Annotated in this window: 18 protein-coding genes and 2 riboswitches; of the genes, 5 read left to right on the top strand and 13 right to left on the bottom strand. The window is 51.1% G+C overall.

Features of this window, described 5'->3' with window-relative positions; all coding sequences use genetic code 11:
* Positions 1 to 19: 19 nt before the first annotated feature.
* Genes AC50Y5_RS00775 through AC50Y5_RS00765 form a run of 3 tightly spaced genes read right to left on the bottom strand, consistent with a single transcriptional unit; the run spans position 20 to position 2,416 of the window.
* Complete coding sequence (locus tag AC50Y5_RS00775; RefSeq protein ID WP_056043427.1) at positions 20 to 898, bottom strand: AraC family transcriptional regulator; 879 nt, start codon at positions 896 to 898, stop codon at positions 20 to 22.
* A 38-nt stretch (positions 899 to 936) separates the two neighbouring features.
* Positions 937 to 1,683 (bottom strand): ABC transporter permease, encoded by a 747-nt coding sequence (locus AC50Y5_RS00770; RefSeq protein ID WP_494857799.1) that lies wholly within the window; start codon positions 1,681 to 1,683, stop codon positions 937 to 939.
* Positions 1,676 to 2,416 (bottom strand): ABC transporter ATP-binding protein, encoded by a 741-nt coding sequence (locus AC50Y5_RS00765; protein ID WP_494857797.1) that lies wholly within the window; start codon positions 2,414 to 2,416, stop codon positions 1,676 to 1,678. The genes AC50Y5_RS00770 and AC50Y5_RS00765 overlap by 8 nt, the downstream gene beginning before the upstream one ends.
* 277 nt (positions 2,417 to 2,693) lie before the next feature.
* On the opposite strand from AC50Y5_RS00765, the gene AC50Y5_RS00760 reads away from it, so the two are divergent.
* Entirely contained in the window at positions 2,694 to 3,425 is a 732-nt protein-coding gene (locus AC50Y5_RS00760; RefSeq protein WP_099519319.1) for a response regulator transcription factor, read from the top strand.
* A 173-nt stretch (positions 3,426 to 3,598) separates the two neighbouring features.
* Here the strand turns inward: AC50Y5_RS00760 and metE are convergent, their stop codons facing one another.
* From metE to AC50Y5_RS00730, 6 genes are all read right to left on the bottom strand, one after another.
* A complete protein-coding gene (gene metE, locus AC50Y5_RS00755; RefSeq protein ID WP_494857794.1) occupies positions 3,599 to 5,887 on the bottom strand; it encodes a 5-methyltetrahydropteroyltriglutamate--homocysteine S-methyltransferase in 2,289 nt (762 codons plus the stop codon).
* A gap of 264 nt (positions 5,888 to 6,151) precedes the next feature.
* Positions 6,152 to 6,344, bottom strand: a riboswitch (cobalamin riboswitch).
* A 115-nt stretch (positions 6,345 to 6,459) separates the two neighbouring features.
* Entirely contained in the window at positions 6,460 to 7,329 is an 870-nt protein-coding gene (locus tag AC50Y5_RS00750) for an energy-coupling factor ABC transporter ATP-binding protein (RefSeq protein WP_081419169.1), read from the bottom strand.
* Positions 7,316 to 8,128, bottom strand: a complete 813-nt coding sequence (gene cbiQ, locus AC50Y5_RS00745; protein WP_494857792.1) for a cobalt ECF transporter T component CbiQ — start codon at positions 8,126 to 8,128, stop codon at positions 7,316 to 7,318. Before cbiQ ends, AC50Y5_RS00750 begins: the two co-directional genes overlap by 14 nt.
* Positions 8,125 to 8,409 (bottom strand): energy-coupling factor ABC transporter substrate-binding protein, encoded by a 285-nt coding sequence (locus tag AC50Y5_RS00740; protein ID WP_056043411.1) that lies wholly within the window; start codon positions 8,407 to 8,409, stop codon positions 8,125 to 8,127. The genes cbiQ and AC50Y5_RS00740 overlap by 4 nt, the downstream gene beginning before the upstream one ends.
* Positions 8,409 to 9,182, bottom strand: coding sequence for an energy-coupling factor ABC transporter permease (locus AC50Y5_RS00735; RefSeq protein WP_494857789.1), 774 nt, complete (start codon positions 9,180 to 9,182; stop codon positions 8,409 to 8,411). The genes AC50Y5_RS00740 and AC50Y5_RS00735 overlap by 1 nt, the downstream gene beginning before the upstream one ends.
* Before the next feature lie 167 nt (positions 9,183 to 9,349).
* Positions 9,350 to 9,554: riboswitch (cobalamin riboswitch) on the bottom strand.
* Between the two features lie 96 nt (positions 9,555 to 9,650).
* Positions 9,651 to 10,886 (bottom strand): DUF445 domain-containing protein, encoded by a 1,236-nt coding sequence (locus AC50Y5_RS00730; protein ID WP_056043405.1) that lies wholly within the window; start codon positions 10,884 to 10,886, stop codon positions 9,651 to 9,653.
* 488 nt (positions 10,887 to 11,374) lie between these two features.
* On the opposite strand from AC50Y5_RS00730, the gene AC50Y5_RS00725 reads away from it, so the two are divergent.
* From AC50Y5_RS00725 to AC50Y5_RS00710, 4 genes are all read left to right on the top strand, one after another.
* On the top strand, positions 11,375 to 12,703 hold the full coding sequence (locus AC50Y5_RS00725; protein ID WP_494858752.1) for a TrkH family potassium uptake protein: 1,329 nt from the start codon (positions 11,375 to 11,377) through the stop codon (positions 12,701 to 12,703).
* Positions 12,704 to 12,745: 42 nt separating this feature from the next.
* Positions 12,746 to 13,354 (top strand): YdcF family protein, encoded by a 609-nt coding sequence (locus AC50Y5_RS00720; RefSeq protein WP_494857787.1) that lies wholly within the window; start codon positions 12,746 to 12,748, stop codon positions 13,352 to 13,354.
* 128 nt (positions 13,355 to 13,482) lie between these two features.
* Positions 13,483 to 14,436, top strand: coding sequence for a hypothetical protein (locus tag AC50Y5_RS00715; protein WP_494857785.1), 954 nt, complete (start codon positions 13,483 to 13,485; stop codon positions 14,434 to 14,436).
* 106 nt (positions 14,437 to 14,542) lie between these two features.
* Complete coding sequence (locus AC50Y5_RS00710) at positions 14,543 to 14,722, top strand: hypothetical protein (RefSeq protein ID WP_494857783.1); 180 nt, start codon at positions 14,543 to 14,545, stop codon at positions 14,720 to 14,722.
* A gap of 421 nt (positions 14,723 to 15,143) precedes the next feature.
* Here the strand turns inward: AC50Y5_RS00710 and AC50Y5_RS00705 are convergent, their stop codons facing one another.
* The 4 genes from AC50Y5_RS00705 to AC50Y5_RS00690 all read right to left on the bottom strand — a co-directional run bounded on the left by AC50Y5_RS00705 (position 15,144) and on the right by AC50Y5_RS00690 (position 19,305).
* A complete protein-coding gene (locus AC50Y5_RS00705; protein ID WP_494858750.1) occupies positions 15,144 to 15,824 on the bottom strand; it encodes an MgtC/SapB family protein in 681 nt (226 codons plus the stop codon).
* Between the two features lie 70 nt (positions 15,825 to 15,894).
* Positions 15,895 to 17,658: a hypothetical protein gene (locus tag AC50Y5_RS00700; protein WP_494857781.1), complete on the bottom strand. Its 1,764-nt coding sequence runs from the start codon at positions 17,656 to 17,658 to the stop codon at positions 15,895 to 15,897.
* Positions 17,655 to 18,353 (bottom strand): hypothetical protein, encoded by a 699-nt coding sequence (locus AC50Y5_RS00695; protein ID WP_494857779.1) that lies wholly within the window; start codon positions 18,351 to 18,353, stop codon positions 17,655 to 17,657. Before AC50Y5_RS00695 ends, AC50Y5_RS00700 begins: the two co-directional genes overlap by 4 nt.
* 1 nt (position 18,354) lies before the next feature.
* The gene (locus AC50Y5_RS00690) at positions 18,355 to 19,305 is read right to left on the bottom strand and encodes a sugar phosphate isomerase/epimerase family protein (protein ID WP_056043395.1); all 951 of its coding nucleotides are present in this window, start codon (positions 19,303 to 19,305) and stop codon (positions 18,355 to 18,357) included.
* Positions 19,306 to 19,327 lie beyond the last annotated feature (22 nt).

Here is a 19,327-nt window from a genome sequence, read left to right as displayed (position 1 = left end):
ACTAGATAAGTACGCCATCTCAGCGCTCCACTTCCTTGCGCACAGCGCGGCGATAAGCGAGCGGCGTCTCATTCGTATATTTTTTGAAAAGGGTACTGAAATATTGGCTGCTGTTGACGCCGACATAATGGCAAATATCGCTGACCGGAATATCGGTCTGCTCCAGCAGCATCCTCCCCTTCTCCATCCGAAAACGCATCACATAATCCATAACCGAGCAGCCCGTTCCCGCTTTAAATATGCGGTGAAAATACCCCGGATGCAGCCTTACAGCCGCCGCAATATCCTTGACCTGAATGTCGCGGTCATAATTTTGCTGAATATAGGCGATGCTCTCTCCCACATAAAACTCCGCCGCATCATGCGACTGGCTTGAGGTTTCCTGTGCCAGCCTGCCGATCTGCACGAGCAGCTGCGTCAGCTGAAGCGCTGTGAGAAGCTGCTCCGCGCGCCGCTTGCCGTCCAGCTCCAGCACGAGTGCCTTCAGCATTTGATACACATTGCTCGGATCGTAAAGCAGCAAATAATCATGCTTCACTGCGAACAGCTCCGCGAGCGCACGGTCAGTCTCCGCCAGCCGCTTAAGGGAAGGTAGCCCCACACCGGTATGGCTAAAAATAAATTCAACATTGAGCATCCGGCATGCCGTGCCCTGAGCGACGTGAAGACGGTGGGCGACCATCGAGTCGATGACGATGAAATGCCCTTTTTCCATCGGAATGGATTTATTGAGCAGCTCTACCGTACAATCGCCCGATATCACATACATAATTTCCACTGCGCTATGCTGATGATAAGCCATTTCGAAGCCATTCCACTCCTTAAAATAATAGGCTACCACTCGCGGATACTGCTCGGCCTGCATCAATTGCCCCTGAAAAATGCCTCGTCTTTCCACTTCATCGTCCCTCCTCTAATTGAACGCCTTCCAAGCTGCTACAGCAGCCTGCCGTTATCTTTAGCGAACCACAGCCGCATCGTCAACATGCTGAGCACAATAGACGTCAGCGACGATGAAGCCGACATCGCAAAGACGATTAAAATTTGATAACGCACCGCCTCAATCGGGTCTGCCCCGGCGACGATCATCCCTGTCATCATGCCTGGCAGCTGCACGAGGCCGACCGTCTTCATACCGTCCAGCGTCGGAATGAGACTGGAGCGCACGGCCCGGCGCACCGCTTGGCGAATCGCCTGCTTCGTCGTCGCTCCAAGCGCCAGCAGCGTCTCAATCTCGCCCCGCGACGCTTCAAGCTCGCGTTTCATATGGTTCAAATAGAGGCCGCATACAATCATGGAGCTGCCGATAATCATCCCGCTGACCGGAATAATAAACCGTGGCTCAGCCTCAATAATGCGGAGCGAGAGCAGGAGTGCGAGCGTTACCATCTCCGTGCCTGCCAATGCCAGCGCAATGCGCAGCCGAATGCCCTTAACCGGCAATGCGCGGGAGCCGGCATTCCACGACGCCACCGTAATCATTGAAATAATAATGAGCACAATAAAAATCGGATGATTCGCTTCAAAAATAAAATGAAGCAAAAAACCGATAAACAGCAGCTGTACAGCGGAGCGGATCGTGCCAGTAATGATTTCCTTCTCTAAGCCAAGCTTCTGCTTCATCGAGATAAATGTCGTTATGGCGACGAATACTAGCGTGCAGGCGAGCGCAATATTATTCATGCTGGTCATCCCTCTGCTCTGGCGCATGCTGACTGTCTAAAAAGCTGCGCGCCTGCTCCGACCCGGGATTGGTGAAAAAAGCTTCCGTAGCGCTTTGCTCCAGCAGCCTGCCCTCCGCCATTAACCAGATACGCTCGCTTACTTGCCGCGCCTGCTCCAGATCATGGGTAATCCAGATGAACGCCGTGCCTTCCTCTGAGCACCATTCGCTTAGAAACAGCTCCACCTGCCGCTTGCTTTTCGGATCAAGCGATGACGTCGTCTCATCAAGCAGCAGCAGCGGCGAACGGAGCAATAAGGCCCGCGCGAGCGCCGTACGCTGCTTCTCGCCGCCGGATAAGCTTTCCGCCTCCTTGCTCCATTCGATATGCCCAAGGCCAACGCCCTCCATGCAGCGCCTTGCCAGCTCTTCCTCGAAGGGCTTCCCTTGCAGCTCGCTGACCGCGCGCAAGTTGTGCTCGACCGATCCCGGCAGCATAATCGGCGTCTGTGCCACGTAACACACGCTGCGCCGCCACTCCTCGGGTCTCCACTCGATGCTTGTCCGTCCTTGGAGCATAAGCTCTCCCGCATCCAGCTCACCTAGCAGCGATACGATGCGCAGCAGCGTGCTTTTGCCCTGACCGGATGTGCCTAGCAGCGCAATACGCTCCCCAGCCTGCACCTGCGCTGTAATCCCTTCAAAAAGCCATTCGGGATTTTTTCTATATTTTGATACGTTATTCAATGTCAATAACGGGGCCACCTGTCTCTCTCCTTCATCCGTAACCTGCATTCCACCATTATACTCTGCTCCCCGCCTGCTCGAAAGAGGACAGCCTGACAGCAGTTGGGAACAGCAGCTCCGCTGTATCCGCTCTCATAGGCAATTGTGTCTTTTTCGCGACTATCCTTCGGGTATTGTGACAAGAAACAGTGGTTTTATTATTGACAACAATGGGGATCGCATGTAATGATAATGATAATTGTTATCAGTAATGAATTAAAAGATAAAGATGAGGTGTTGAGCCATGGCATTTCAGCAACCATATAGCATTTTGATTGTTGATGATGAGGAGCATATCCGCAAGCTGCTCAAGTTATTTTTGAAAAAAGAAGGCTGGATCGTCGAAGAAGCTTCGGACGGCATCAACGGCTTGTTCAAGGCGATGCAATACAATTATTCGATGATTTTACTCGATCGTAATTTGCCGGGAATGGACGGGCTTGAATTTTGCCGCGAGCTTAAGAAGAAAAAATCGACGCCCGTCATTATGCTTTCCGCCTGTGGCGAAGAGGATGACCGGCTCGACGGCTTCCAAGCCGGCTCCGACGATTATGTCGTTAAGCCATTCAGCCCGCGCGAGTTGATGTACCGCATTAAGGCGATCATCCGCCGCACCTCGGAGTTTGCTTATCGCGCCTTGCAGCGCAAGCAGACGCCCGATCTCACGCTGCCAGGACTCGTCTTCGATTATGATTCGCGGCAAGTCATTGCCGGAAACAGCAAGGTGAAGCTGACGTTCCGCGAATATGAGCTGCTGCGCTTTATGGCAGCCAACATCAATCAGCCCATTTCCCGCGAGGATTTAATGCGGCGAATTTGGGGCTATCAATCGCTCGGCGATTACCGGACGATCGATACGCATGTGAAGCGGATCAGAGAGAAGCTGAACCGCGTCCACCCCGAATCTGCCTCCTTGATTCAGACGGTATGGGGCATTGGCTATTGCCTGATGAATCCTGCGGCAGAGACCATTTAAGCGGGCGGCTGAAGCAGGCAGGCAAAACATCCCCTCCTAATGGCATGCTTTTGCCTGCCTGTTGTGGCACGCCGCTCCCCGGCTTTGACCCTCCCCGCTTCCAAGTAAAGCAAAAGCTCCGCTTGCGCCAATCAGCGCAAGCGGAGCTTTTTTAATAACCATGCTTATTACAATTACTTAGCCAACTGCTCCCGTACTTGCTCAGTCGCTTGGATCATGTTGCGCAGCGATGCCACAGTCTCATCTACACCACGTGTTTTAAGTCCGCAGTCCGGGTTAATCCAGAACAATTCTGGCTCAAGCACGTTCAGAGCGCGTTTGATCATCGATGTCATTTCCTCTACCTCCGGCACGCGAGGGCTGTGAATATCGTATACGCCAAGGCCAATACCCAGCTCATACGTGTGCTCCTCGAAGCTGTGAATCAGCTCGCCATGGCTGCGGGACGTTTCGATGGAAATAACGTCGGCATCCAGCGCGCGAATGGAATCAATGATGTCATGGAACTCGCAATAGCACATATGCGTGTGAATTTGCGTCGTATCCTTAACGTCAGAAGTGGACAAGCGGAAGGCAAGCACAGCCCAGTTCAAATAGTGCTCCCAATCTTCACGTTTTAGCGGCAAGCCTTCACGAAGGGCAGGCTCATCCACCTGAATCATTTCAATGCCCGCTTCCTCCAGCGCCTTCACTTCTTCTGCCAAGGCAAGCGCGATTTGGTAAGCAACCTGCTCACGAGTCAAGTCGCTGCGAACGAACGACCAGTTCAAAATCGTAATCGGGCCCGTCAGCATGCCTTTCACCGGTTTAGAAGTCAGCGACTGCGCATAAACGGTTTCTTCGACAGTCATCGGCTTGCTGAACTGCACATCGCCGTAAATGACTGGCGGTTTTACGCAGCGCGAGCCATAGGATTGCACCCAGCCATTTTTCGTGAAAGCAAAGCCTTCCAGCTTCTCTCCGAAAAACTCAACCATATCCGTACGCTCAAACTCTCCATGAACGAGAACATCAAGGCCGATCTCTTCCTGCAGCTTGATCCAATGCTGAATTTGCTCCTTAATGAATACGCGGTATTGCTCCTCGCCCAAATCACCACGACGCCATTGCCGTCTCGCTTGGCGAACTTCCGCCGTTTGTGGGAAGCTGCCGATTGTCGTTGTCGGCAGGAATGGCAGCTGCCAGCGTTCCTTCTGGCTCACTTGGCGCTCTGCAAATACCGCTTTGCGCTCCGATGGCTGCGCATCAATGCTCGCTACAGCGGCATGGACGCTCGCACGGCCACGGGACGGCGATGCGGCAAGTGCAGCCAAAGCTGCTGCATTGCGATCAAACGCCTCTTTTACCGCTGCTTCTCCTTCATTCAGCGCAGTTGCCAGAACGGCAATTTCCTCCAGCTTCTCATTGGCATACGCCAGTGCGCCTGCAAGCTCTGCCGGCAGTGCCGTTTCAAGAGCCGCTGACACAGGTACATGCAGCAGGCTGCAAGAGGAGCTTACAATCAGTCGGTCGTTTGGCACGACTTTAGCAATACGGGCAAGCAGCGCTTTGCGCTCCTGAAGATCCGCCCGCCAAATGTTGCGGCCGTCAATAACGCCTGCACCCAGCACTTTGTCCTGCGGGAAGCCGATTGACTCCAGCTGCTGCAGGTTCTTTTCAGCGCCAGCTGTGAAGTCCAGACCTAAGCCCTGTACAGGCAAAGCCGCAATTGCAGCATAATGCTGAACCGATTCAAAATACGTTTGCAGCAGCAAATTGAGCTTAGGTGCCGCTTCATGAAGCTGGGCATAAATGCTTTGCACAAGCGCCAAATCTGCTTCGGAAACGTCTGTTACAAGCGAAGGCTCATCCATTTGCACCCATTGTACGCCTTCTTGCTCCAACTCGCGCAGCACCTGTGCATACAGCGGAACATACTGAGCAGCAACTGTAGCAAGCTCAGAAGCGGCATAGCCTTTAGACAGCTTGAGGAATGTATAAGGTCCAACAATGACTGGTTTGCCTTCGATGCCCAGCTTTTCCTTTGCTTCGCGGTAAGCGATCAACGGACGGTTCTCGGTCAGCGCCGGCGTAATGCCTTTCAGCTCAGGAACGATGTAGTGATAGTTCGTATTGAACCATTTCGTCATCTCGGATGCCGAAGCGGTTTTGTTGCCTCGCGCCATTGCATAATAGGTCATTACCGATACGGGGCTGCCTGTATAGCCAAAGCGCTCAGGCACGACGCCAAACATCGCAGCTGTATCAAGGATATGGTCATAATACGAAAAATCATTTACCGGAATGAGATCAATGCCGGCCTGTTTTTGCAATTGGAGATGGTTTAGACGAATCGTCTCCAGCTGCTTCAAGAAAGCCGCTTCCGCAAGCTTGCCGCTCCAGAATGCCTCCAGAGCTTTTTTCCATTCTCTGTTTTCACCGATACGCGGATATCCCAAACTGCTGCTTTTTACTTGACTCATTGTTATTGCCTCCTGTTTTTCATTATTCATCCTTGTGGATGGATGTTATAATCCTTTGTTATTTCATCAACAAACTCAGATATATACTTATGGCAGTGCGAGCGAATTTCTTCGCGGCGGCCTTTCCCTATACATCCAATTTGCTGCCAGCCAGAAACTGCAAAAAGGGACGTCCTACCCTGTACAGAAATGTGGGTAAAGACGCCCCTCGTTTCAACAAACGATGGCTGCCATCTTTAACACCTCCCTATCTCCCGTAGGTACTGCAGTGTATAGAATAAGGCAGGTCTCCTGGCTCCAGCATCATCATCGCTGCGCTCGCCTTCCCGGCATCATGCCAGTGGCTTTATTGCGCAAAACTCCGCTGTTACAGTGGCGGGACCGCGCCGGTATTGCACCGGACTTCCCTTTTAAGCTCAAGACGTTACGCAAGAGCACCCTATTCCTCGCTATTTAGTTGGTCGATCTTTATTTATACAAGGTGAAACGGAGAAATATAGAGATAGGATGGAAAAATCATATCCTTTCCTATATTTCAAGCAACATGTATAAATATACGAATTTTTGCGTTTTTATACAACAAAAGATTTTACAGCCGCTTTAAATTGCGCGAGCGTACGCGGCGCCTGCTGTTCTCCTCGCAGCTCAGGCGGCAGTGCCTCCCAAGCTTCCAGCACCATTGGCAGCGTGAGTCCAAGGCTTCTGAGACGCTCGCCTTCGCGAAATACCGTCTCCGGCGTACCCTCCAATATACAGCGGCCCTCATTCATGATGAAAATCCAATCCGCCCAAGCATAGGCCATATTCATGTCATGCGTCGCCATAACCGGCGTTATGCCGCTGGCATGAATGCGGTCCAGCTCAGCCATCAGCCGCTGCTCCGATATCGGATCGAGATAAGCAGCCGGCTCATCAAGCAGCACTAACTCCGGCTCCAGGGCCAGTACGCCGGCAAGAGCGACTCGCTTCTTTTGCCCAAGGCTGAGATGATGCAGCGGCTTATGCGCCAGTTCCTGCAAGTTCAGCTGCTGAACGATGCGCGCCGTACGTCTGTCAATTTCCACTTCTTGAAGCCCCGCATTGCGCAGCCCATAGGAAATATCCTCATAAGCGGTATTCAAAATGAGCTGATGCTCCGGGTCCTGAAAAACAAGGCCGACGCGCCGTCTCAAGCTGGCAAGCTCTCTGGGCTTGTAAGAAAGCGGCTCGCCGCGCCAGCTGACAAAACCGGATTCCGGACGATTAATGCCAATAAGCTGCAAGAAGAGCGTCGACTTGCCCGAGCCATTATGCCCGCACAGCGCTATCTTCTTGTTCGCCGGAATACGCAGCTCTAGCCCGTTTAAAGCGGTCTTGTCCGTTCCGGGATAAGCATAGCTCACTTGGTTCATTTCCATAATGGTTGATGCCCGATCGTTATCCGCCAGCTTATTCACCTCCATACCGAAGCCATAGCTCTGCTGCCAGCAAAATCGTTAAGCCGAGCCCCGCTTCCGCCCAATATCGGAGGCGAACCGTCCGCTTTACACTAGGCGCAAGACGGATTTCATTCGTAAATCCTCTTGCCATAAGCCCATTCGAGAGCCCCTTGTATCGATGCATCGTTTTGACGAAGAGCCGCACAGCAATCGCCGCCGTACCCTGCAATTTGCCTTTAAAACCGTGTTGACCGCCGCGTGCACGCTGCGCGACCAGCATAGCCCCCGCCGTATCCAGCAGCAGAAAGATGAAGCGATACATAATAATCATGAGCTCCAGTACAATTTGCGGCATTTTCAACCGCTTCAGCACTTGCAGCAGATCCGGGAAGGGGGTCGTCAAGGTGATAAAAAACATACATGCCAGGCAAGCAAGAATACGCGTAAAAATATGTCCGGCCAGCCCTAACGATGCCTCTGGCACATACAGGCTAAGCGGCTCCCATGAAACGAGCATCCAGCCTGCTTTCGCTGCCGCTAAGCTTCCCGCTTCGCTGCTGCTATTGCTGAATTCAATGAGCAGCGCGGGCAAGCTGAGAATGAACAGCAGGCAAGAGGAGAAAAGCAGCGCCGCATAAAGCTTAGCGGGCACTTTCGCATAGCCGACCGTCCACAGTGCAAGCCATCCGAAAATGACAAGCTGTACGAGCGGATGAGCGATATAGGCAAGCAGCAGCAGAAGGGCTGCAAGCCCGCATTTCCAAATGGCGGGTAAATCCCGCAGCTTATTGGAATAAGAAATCGTATCAATCCATTTCATCATTGCTGCTTTGATTTCCCCGACTTCCCTTTAAAAAGGCCAATCACATAGCCGATTACGCCAGCGCCAATCGCAGCTTGCAGCGCGAACAGCATGCTTTCCGTTTCTCCCGGCACCTCAGTCAGCGGAGACGCCCAAGGCTCATAATGGGGCGCAATCGTCTGGATCATTTCCTCCGCCGCGCCATCTGCGCCGCCAAACTCGGCGTTAATGAATATTAAAGGCGCAACGGCAAGCAAAACAACAATGGCTAATATCCAAATATTTTTGGCACTGCGGCTCATTACACGCGATCCCCTTTCATTCTCCGCTTCAAAATAGACAGCTCGTCCGTATTAAAAGATTGCAGCCAGTTCCAGATCAATACCGTCAGCAAGCCTTCGCTAATAGCAAGCGGAACCTGGGTAATCCCAAAAATACCGCCAAATTTCATAAAGGATGCGAGAATGCCGCCCTCAACCGCCGGAAAAGCAACAGCCAGTTGAATCGAAGTAACGATATAAGTGGCCAGATCGGCAACAGCGGCAGCAGAAAAAATCGCCACGCCTTGCTTGCTGCCTGAACGCATCAGCAGCCGATAGACGGCATAGCCAGCAGCGGGACCTGCAACCGCCATTGAAAAAGCATTCGCCCCAAGCGTCGTCAGCCCGCCATGTGCAAGCAGCACCGCTTGAAACAGCAATACCATAGAACCTAATACGCTCATGGGCAGCGGCCCGAACATAACCGTTCCAAGCCCCGTTCCCGTCGGGTGCGAGCTGCTGCCTGTAACGGAAGGAATCTTAAGCGCGGACAGCACGAAGGTGAAAGCTGCCGCCAAGCCCAGCATCAGCTTAAGCTCTGGTGCTTCCTTTGTAATTTTCCGAATGGCGCGTACACCCAGGATGAAAAAAGGAATAAAGGCCACCCACCAAAAAATCGCCCACCCCACAGGCAAAAACCCTTCCATAATGTGCATCGCATAAGCGGATTGCGGCTCATTCACCAGTAAAAAAAGCGTGAAGCCAATAACCAGCAAAGCGGTGCTAACTGCTGTCTTTCTTTTTAACTTGACCATTCGTTTCAATACCCTCCCCAATGAGTTCATGCCTAAAGACAACAAAAAATGACCGCTTTCCCTTCGCTGGGAAAACGGCCATGTGTACGCAGAAATAGACGGTTGCGCCAGCAAACAGACTGGTAGCAATCGCTTTCGTTCGTACACCTATCCTTTCCGCGAAGGCACTGTGGTGCTGGAACGAGGTAGGTCTCCTGGCTAGCGGATCATTATTTTCCTTCGTCTTCCCTGGCTGCCCTAAAGCTTAGGCCAAGTGACTCCTGCTGGTGAAGGAAAACTCCCCGATTACAGTGGCGGGACCGCTCGGGATTTGCACCCGATTCCCTGTTACCCTTTGACGTGCGCAAAGGCACCTCGTTCCATGTCAATCATTTTTCAAAATCCTTGTATTCATTGGTCATTTTGTAGTTTGATCTTATCACAAAAAATTCAGGCTGTCCCCTATAAATGTAAATGGCTACCTTCCTGTTAGAAGAAGGACAAAATAACGCCCACGACAAAACCGCATAATGCGCCGTTGACGCGAATCCACTGCAAATCGTTGCCGACCTTTTCCTCCAGCATGGAGACGAGCGCCTTGTCATCCATCCGGTCGAGATTATCCCGAACGAGCGCACCGATGCGATAGTGATTATTTTCAATAAGTCGAACGAGATAGCCGCGAATGCCATCTTCCCAATTGGCGAGCATTTCCTGCTTGCCATTCAAATAATCCGTTGCAAAACGGTATCCCTGCACAATGGCGCGCCCTCCGCTGCGATGCTGCTCCTCCAGCTTGTCCAGCACGAGCTGTCTCAGCTCCTCCAGACGCAAATGGATGAAGCGCTCCGTTTCAACGCTGTCCACCCCCTGTTCAATGAGCTGCTTCAGCTTGAGCATCAGCTCTTCGTTATCGGCAAGCTTCTCCGCCTGGGCTCTCACCTCAAGCAGCAGCTTCTGCCGATGCGGGCTTCCAGGATGGGAAAGCTCCTGCATCGTAGAGAGCAGCATGTTCTGGATCAAACCGCCGAGCTTCTCCTCGTTCATAAAGCCGACGAAAGCTTGCAGTGCAAACCCCATGAAGCCGCCTACCTTAAGCTCCTCCAGCTTTTTGAAGGCGAGCTTGCCGAGCATTTCCTCGGTTTCACGCTTGCGAATCCAATGGCCTACATGCTCCAGGCCGTAATCCAGCGCCCGTTCATCCCAACGCTCATGGACGAAACGATCCGCCAGCTTGCGCACGATTGGCGTAAAATCCTGCTTTTTCACATAATCCGCCAAAAATCCATGCAGCACACCGCTAACCCGCTCCAAAGGCAAGCGCTCCACTGCCGACTGGGCAAAATCAACCGCTGCCAGCCTGAACTTGCGCTTGCCAATCAGCCGAGTCGCCGCCGATGCTGCCCCTGCGAACAGTTGAAAGCCAGACAGCTTGCGGGTAATGCTTTCTTTATTCAGCAGTTCATTTTCCATAGCGCTGATGAGCGAGTTCACGATTTTCGCCCGGTTTTTGAGCAGCAAGGACGTATGCGGAATGGGAATGCCCATCGGATGGCGGAACAGCGCCGTCACCGCAAACCAGTCGGCAATTCCGCCGACCAGACCCGCTTCAAAGCCGCTTTCCAGTAGATGCGTCCACGTGTTGTCTGGCAGCCACCATCTCGTAGTAATAAAGCCTGCCCCCATAACGGCAAGCGAAATACCTGCTATATATCTTGATTTCATCGTTGTCCTCCTAATCGCGGGCCCCAGCGCCCTCCTGTTGCATATTGCCCTATTATACCAGATAATGAGGTGGCAAGCGTAAACGGCTGTGCCTGCCTTCGGCAGCACAAGCTCGTTTCGCGTAGAAATATAAGCGTTATAATAATAACAATATTTATGCATCCTTATATTTCAAGCGTAAACGGCTGTGCCTGCCTTCGGCAGCACAAGCTCGTTTCGCGTAGAAATATAAGCGTTGCAATAAGAATCAAACTTATTGATCTTATATTTCAAGAGCAAACGGCGTTGTCGGGTATTGGCGACAACTGCTCGTTTCGCGTAGAAATATAAGCGTTATAATAATAACAATATTTATGCATCCTTATATTTCAAGCGTAAACGGCTGTGCCAGCTTCGGCAGCAACAGCTCAACTTTCAACTACACCATTGTTTCGTTACATATAAAGGAGATTACCTGCGTGCTCAAACTACGAACCATTTTTCTAAAAATGACTCCGCCGCAAATTCTTACGCTTGGCTTTCTCGCGATTATTGCGGCGGGTACCCTATTGCTTTCTCTGCCTCTGGCTTCGTCTACCCATCAGGCAACGCCGCTCATTGACGCATTATTCACTGCCACATCCGCTGTTTGCGTAACGGGACTTGTCGTCGTCGATACCGGCATCCACTATTCAACCTTTGGCGAGCTCGTCATTCTCGTGCTTATGCAGGTTGGCGGACTCGGCTTTATGACGATGTCTACGCTGTTCGCCCTTGCCCTGCGCAAACGGATATCGCTGCGCGAGCGGCTGCTGCTGCAGGAATCCATGAATCAATCTTCGCTGGAAGGGATCGTCCGCTTCATACGGCGCGTGCTCATTTATGCTTTTGCCATCGAAGGAATAGGCGCCCTTGTTCTGGCACTGCGCTGGTCAACGGAAATGCCTTTCGGCAAGGCGCTGTATTTCGGCATGTTCCATAGCGTGTCGATGTTCACCAACGCCGGATTTGATGTTATGGGACCGATGAACGGTCCGTTCAGCAGCTTTGTCAATCACGTCAACGATCCCATTATTAATGTGATCGTTATTGCTCTCATTTTTCTCGGCGGGATCGGCTTTATCGTACTGGCGGAAATGTGGGATTACCCAAAAACGCGCAAGCTGTCTTTTCACTCCAAGGTTGTGCTGTATGCGACAGGCATTTTGTTTGTCGCAGGTGCTGCCGTTATTTTTATTTTCGAGTTTACAAATACCAAAACACTAGAGCCGCTTAGCATAAGCGGCAAGCTGTACAGCTCGTTGTTCCAAAGCATATCGCCGCGCTCGGGCGGCGCAAATACGCTGGATATTGCTTCTCTGCGCCATGCGACGCAGTTTCTCATTATTTTGCTCATGTTCATCGGCGCATCTCCGGGCTCTGCGGGCGGCGGCATTAAGGTGACGACGTTTGCGATTCTCATCGGTGCGGTGTTTGCAATGATTCGCGGCCGCGAGGATGTCGTCTTTTTCCGCAGAAGGCTCGCAAAGGACCGGGTGTACAAAGCGCTGACGATTACGATTGCCTCGCTGGCGGCGATTATTTTATTTACGATGATTTTATCTACTACCGAGGATGTCGATTTCCTCGTTCTGCTATTTGAAGTAACGTCCGCTTTCGGTACAACCGGATTGTCGCTTGGCTTAACGCCGCATTTGACGGTGATCGGCAAGGTGCTGATTATTATTATGATGTTCGCTGGACGGCTCGGCCCGCTGACGCTGGCGTTCACACTCGTTCCTGCTCAGGAGAAGAAGGAGCTGTATCGCTATCCGGAAGGGAAAATTATGATCGGATAACATGCGGCGAGGAAAAATCATTTTATAAGGAAAGGGCAGTTCATGAAAAAGAGGCTTGTTTCGAAAAAAATCAAAACGCTGTTGCTTTGCGTCTTAGCATTTGCCGCAGCGGTACTGTGCTGGTTTTCCTATGAAATTTGGTCATTTAGTATGAAGGATGAAGCGAAGCCTGCTGATGCGATCCTTGTGCTGGGCACGGCGGTCTGGGGCGATCAGCCATCCCCTGTGCTGCGGGAACGCCTGAATCATGCTATAAAGCTGTACGAGCAAGGCTTTGCCGAGTATATTATTTTTACCGGAGGACGCGGGTCTGCGAATGAGCTTGCAGAGTCAGAAGTATCACGGAGCTATGCGATTGAAAAAGGCGTGAAGCCTGAGCATATTTTGATCGAAGTCCAATCTCTTATTACAGAGGAAAATTTCGAATATTCGCTAGTCGTTGCGAAGCCATATGAGCTAGGAACCTTCATCATTGTCAGCGATCCGCTTCATATGAAGCGCGCACTCATGATGGCCAGCGAGCTGGGAATGACGGCATACTCTTCGCCAACTACGACCTCCGCATATAGCAGCATGCGCACGAAACTGCCCTTTTTCTTCCGCGAGCTGTTTTATTATACAGGCTATCGAATTATATATGCTCTGAGCTAGCTGAATGCCTTCAGCCCTCAGAGTATTTTTTTGCGCTGAAAAACTAGTATTATACATTTTTGGCATGCGAATTCCGATAAAAAAGGATAGGATTATTTTACTAAGATGCTGTAAGGGAGATTGCTGGAATGCCTGATAAGTTGAAGAACATGTTAAAGCTGCTGCAGGAGCTATGGTTTATGCCTTTCGTCGTCTATACCGCCGGACTTGTGTATGTACAAGGCTCTTTTCAACCTTATTTCGGTGATATGTTCATTTTCAAAGATATTTTAACATTTTATCCTGTTTCTCAAAGCCTGTATTGGATAAACGGCATTTATATTTCCTTCTTTTTATCAATTCCTGTTGTAACAATAGCTGTACTTGCATCCCGCAAGGATCGGAGAAAGCCTCGTAGGGCACCTAATCGGTCAAATGTGAGGATTAGACGTTTTCGGTATTTCGTTTTACGAAATCGTATGCATCCCTTATTATTATTAATTCATGGCCTTTTATTTCTTAGTTTTATTATTACTATGATAGTTTTTCAAATTTTAACCTTGGATAAAGATTCAAATCTACCGCTGGCCGTGCAGAATATATTCTTCTATGGCGCTTTTTTTCTTATTTTTTATTTTTCGTATCAAACCGCTTCCTATTTCAAAATGAATGCACCGGCAACAAAGATAAGCATCATTTTCGTTACAGCTATCATATTGATTTTCTCCATATACCTAAGCGGCATCCATGCGCAATATATTAATATTTCAAAATACGAAGCTCAGAAGAGTACAATTGAAATGTCCAGAGTCTCATTGGATAATGAAACGCTGACACTCATTAAAATGGATATTTCAGCTGATTATTATATCGGATACCATACAGGTACTAATCGAACTATTTTTATAGCAAAAGATAATATTAATAAAATCGAAAATTTTCAAGCCTCCTATGCAGGAAAAAAACAGCTCGCTGATCCTTCTGCTTTAAACGATGAAGAGGATGTTATTATTAAAACGTTGCAAAGCTATTATGATTTTAAGATTCATTCGGAGAAACTCACGAAATCATGTACGCAATCATGCCTCATTCGACGCCTTTAAGAAACTGCAATCAAATGCCTACTTACGCAATGCATCAGATTCCATTCGGTTAAAATATTTGCAGAATAACCCCTATCGTGGCAAGGAGGAGGAAGACTATTTTGGTGTGGACATCTCCTTGCCAGAGCGGATTAAAGGGGACGCGGCCTTAAGAGCCGTCTATGTCAAAGAATATTGGAAAGACGATATTTTCTATATAAAATATACGCTGCAAAACGTCGCTGATTTGGATAAAAACGCGTGGATCATTATTAAAGATGAGGAAGTATTTTTTGACTTTCAATAAAGGAGCTCAAACGAATCGAGTGTAGCGCGGACGGGTACTGATGAAGGCTGTAGTAACAACAGAAAAGCAAATAGAAATTTGGCGGACACAGCAGCAGCTATTTGTTGCAGATAAAGGGGAATGAGCAGGTTCGCGGACTCAGCAGCCGCTAATCACCCCCTTTATGATCATTTATAGCGAGAAAAACCGCATTAACGGCTTTCCTGTCCGCTTGCCCGCCAAAATCGCCTGAAAATGGGCAAATAGCTGCTGCTGAGTCCGCCTAGACCAAGTGTAAACGGCTGGCACCGTCCTCTGGCGGCAAAGCTACCGTTTCGCGGGTGAAATAGAAGGCAGCCGATTGTCATTCTCCTTGCTCATGACAATCGGCTGCCTTTTTCAATTTTAAGTTAAGCGCTTTACCAAACATGAAAAAATGCTCCTATGAGCTAATGTTTTCGACCTCGACGGAGACGACATTTTTATAGCGCCGAAGATCCTCGTAGACAGAGGTTGTCGGGTGCAATTCCCGCGATGACAGCACGAGCTGAATTTCTTTGCGGCCGTCGCCAATATCTTTGATTTTCGTATGCTTGATCTGGTGCTCCGATCGAATTTTCGTCATCAAGCCGTCCAGCTCAGCCGAACGGTCAAACGTCATGCAGACCGATAGGTCGCGCTCGCGCAGCTTTCTCGGTCCTAATGCCCGAACCACGAACGGCACCAGATTGACTGCCATGATGATGAAGCCTACGGCAGTGAACGCTTCTTTATAGAAGCCTGCTCCTGCCGCAATCCCAAGCGCCGACGCCGACCAGACCATTGCAGCTGTCGTCAGGCCGGAGATGACATCGTTATTTCTTCTCAGGATGACGCCTGCGCCGATAAAACCGATGCCGCTCACAATTTGTGCCGCCAGCCGCATCGGGTCCATGTTAGTCATGCCTGGATGGGCAAGCTCAGTCGACGCTTCGATCGACACCATCGTAATTAAGCAGCTTGCGACCGCGATCACCATGCTCGTCTTGATGCCAAGCGGCTTGTGCCGAAGCTGGCGGTCTACACCGATCAGCAGCCCAAGCAGCAAAGCCGCCCCCAATTTAAGTACAAACAATATTGTAATCACCCCTTCTGGGGGAGCATCTTCCTGAAGCGCGATAGTCAATCAGTTAGCTGCAACTCCATATATACGGTTACTGCCCGTTTGCCCCATTCCCATCGCTTGGAGACAAACGGATATGAAACGTCCGATCATAAGGTGTCAGCACGTTGACGACCAGCGTCTGGCAATCTGCCGGGAATGCAGCCCCGCGGATCGATTTGGCCCAATGCTCGTGCGCACCGCCCTCCATCTCAATCCAGTCGCCGCCAGCTGTAAATTTTACAGTGCCTGCTTTCCAAAATTGCGTACCTGTCTCGGCAGGAGCCAATTCGCCGCCAGCGAATTGCCCTTCCTTCCCGAATACGAAGGAAATTTGGGTTAGCAGCACATCCGGCTTGTCGCATTGAACACGCAGCTGCCAGCCATCATACGTTTCCGTCAACTCAATTCGCACATCATGCTGCTGCAAATGTGTTACCTCACGCAGCTGATGCGGCAGCAAATACCATGGGCTGACGGAATGGCTTGCTATTTCAGGCAAACGATCAGTTGAGATCGGCCCGTAGTAGCCTTTTGATTCCGTACCCGTCAGAACATAGCCGGATTCGAGCTGCTCCAAATGGTTCATCTTGATGAACCCCGGATCAAACGAGCTGCTGACCTGCACACCAAGCAGCCGTGCCGCCCCATGTCGAAGCGCGAAAAACGAATTCGTCTCCGTCATGACCGTAACGCTCGTTTCCCCATCCCGCTGCCGGGCAACCGGAGCGCCGAAATCAGGATGCAGACGGCTGTGATAAATCCGCCCGCCATGTCCAGCCGACTCCATCTGACTTAAATAATGCTGCCGATTAAATTGCCCGTTGATGACAACCCGGTAATGATCTGGCAGACTGCCGCTTTTCACACGTAGCTCTCTCAGCTCCGGATGAAGCAAAAATCCGAGCAAAACATTGTTTGGGATTGGTCCCGGATGGTTAAGCGCTGCGATTCCCAGCTCAGCCAAGGCAGCGAATAAAGCATTCTGATCGCGCTGTGCCATAAGGCAGGAAGCGAGTGTATAGCCGGACATATCGAATGCTTGACCAAAGTCCTGGCGTCCAGAATAATCCGTGACGACTTCTCCGTCAGGATGGATCAGATAGGCCATCATTCGCAGATTGCGGCGAACCGGCTCCAAGAGCTCAGGCCGGCCAAGCAGCTCGGCCGCATGGAACAGCATAATGTCGCTGACGCCGTTATAAATGCCGTTGCTGCGTTCCGTCCATTCCCCATCCTCCGTGCAATCCATGCCTTCAGCCAGCCATTGGTCGGCACGAGCTACAAGCTCGGCATTGCCCGTCAGCCTGTGCAAGAAGGCAAGCGCCGCTGTCAGCACCCAACGATGGTTCGGCGTATGGCAGCCACCGGTCAGCAGCGCAGGTACAGACCGTTCTAGAAACTTTCTAATGTCCGCTCGAACACGCTCAAGCTCCGCCCATTCATGCTGCACCAGCAGTTCATGCAATTGAGCAAGTCCAACGACCGCGAACGCGGTATCGGGAGGTGAATGCATATTGGTCCAACCCGGCGATATCGTCCCGTCCTCATGCTGTTCGCGGACCGTGAAGGCCGCCGCCAGCTCCAAACGCCGCAGCAGCTTTTCGTCATGATAAAAGTTGGAGCTTTCATCAACAAGTGAGCATGCCCATATCGCCATAAACGTTGGCGTTCCCATGTGGGTCGGCCAAGCAACCCCGTTGTCCGGATCGGCTACACCGCCGTAGAAGCGGCTGCCGCTGTCCATTATTTGATTATCGATTCCTTGCTTGACCCAGCCATCGTTGACGGCAACCAGCTTCTCATGCATGTTCATCTTCCTTCCTCATTCTCCGTTGATCCGCTAAGCGTATGCCTAATCATAGCCAGCTCCGCCTCAATTCGCTCAGGTATTTCTTCGTACAGCGTTTCCCACGGAACGAACAACGGCTCACGCTCCGCAAGCTCGTAAGGAACGAACTCAAACGATGGCGTGAACCGATGATACGCCTGCTGATAGGCTCGAACTAGCACATTCGTCTCTTCATCATACTGCCCCAGCGCCTTGTACCACTCCGGCAATGTAAGACCATCCAGCCCGGCATCGCGGTCTGTAGCAGTGCGCACGTTCGGCAGCAGCTCGAAAATAATCGGCAGAGGCGAGAAAGCGTGCTTTCCAGGCTGCGAGTACAGGCTTGCTGTTTTCCCCTCCAGATTGGAGCGGTCAGGCAGCAGCGCCTTCATGTATTTGCCGTGAAAGCTCGCTTCCGCATCCACTACGGCGCCGTCCTTGCCTACATAAATCCATACATGCTCCAGCTCGTACAGATGCTGAATGTCATAATCCCAATAAATCGCGAATTCGATCACATAATCGACAATAGCATCCAGCCGTTCAAATTTACGCCGAAACGACGGCGATTGCTCTCCTTCGCGCAGGACGGAAACACCGACCCGCACCGGATAAAACGGCTCTTTTTGATCAAAAAAAAGCCGTGGGGCATAGGACGCCAGATGCTTAATGTCCATCATCCTACACCTCGCGCTCGGACAGCTTGGCAAGCAGCAGCTCATGGCTCTGTTCGATTTCCTCCGGTGTACATGCCGCTTTTAGCTCATACACCTTCACAGGAGCTGCTGCGATAATAGGCAGGAAACGATCGAAATAGCTCATGTCGCCGCTGTGTACATACGGACACCAGTGATCCGACAATCCAACCGTCTCATGAATGTGAATGCCGACTACATGGTCCTTAATGGCTTCCATATCCCGCGCATTATCGTACAAGCCCATACGCTCCATCATCATGCCGTGGCCAAAATCATACCACAAGCCGACCGGTGCACCCTTCAGCCGGTCAAAAACCGATTTCGCCTCGCGCAGCGTCGGCATCTGATAGCAGCGCGAACGCGTTTCGATGCCAATCGATACGTCCCAGCCCTTAGCCGCGATCTGGTCGCAAATATCATCCAGACTATCGCCTATGCGCTGCAGGTAATGTTCCGACAACGATTCCCTGCGCTCCAGCATCTCGTTCCACAGCTTTAAGTAAGCAGAGGATTCCGGGCCTTGGTCGTGGTAAATTTTTTTGAGCTCGTTATCGATGTTATAGTCGAACGGCACCTCGCCCGGATGCACGACAACCGCCTTCGCTCCATAGCGATTCGCATATTCCGCCGAACGGATCAGCAGCTCGATTGCACGCTGCCGCTTTTCCTCGTCTTCAAAGCCGAGCAGCACAGAATCGGTACCATAGTCGGGGTCCGCAACATGCGGAAACGTATTGTGGACGCTCGACACTCCAATTTCTCCCCGTTCAATCATGGGCTCAATCGTCGACAGCAACTCCTGCGTGACGTTATAGTTCAGCTCAACGTAGCGAAAGCCGAGCTCCCGAATTTCATCGATCATGCTGCTGCCGACGTTGTGACGTTTAATATTCCAGCATGTCGAGAACGAATATTGGCCTTTGTCGTTTCCCATAAGCTCCTCCTGAAAGATAGAT

The organism is Paenibacillus sp. JT22N7 (assembly GCF_059383875.1).
This window is presented reverse-complemented; position numbering and strand designations above follow the sequence as displayed.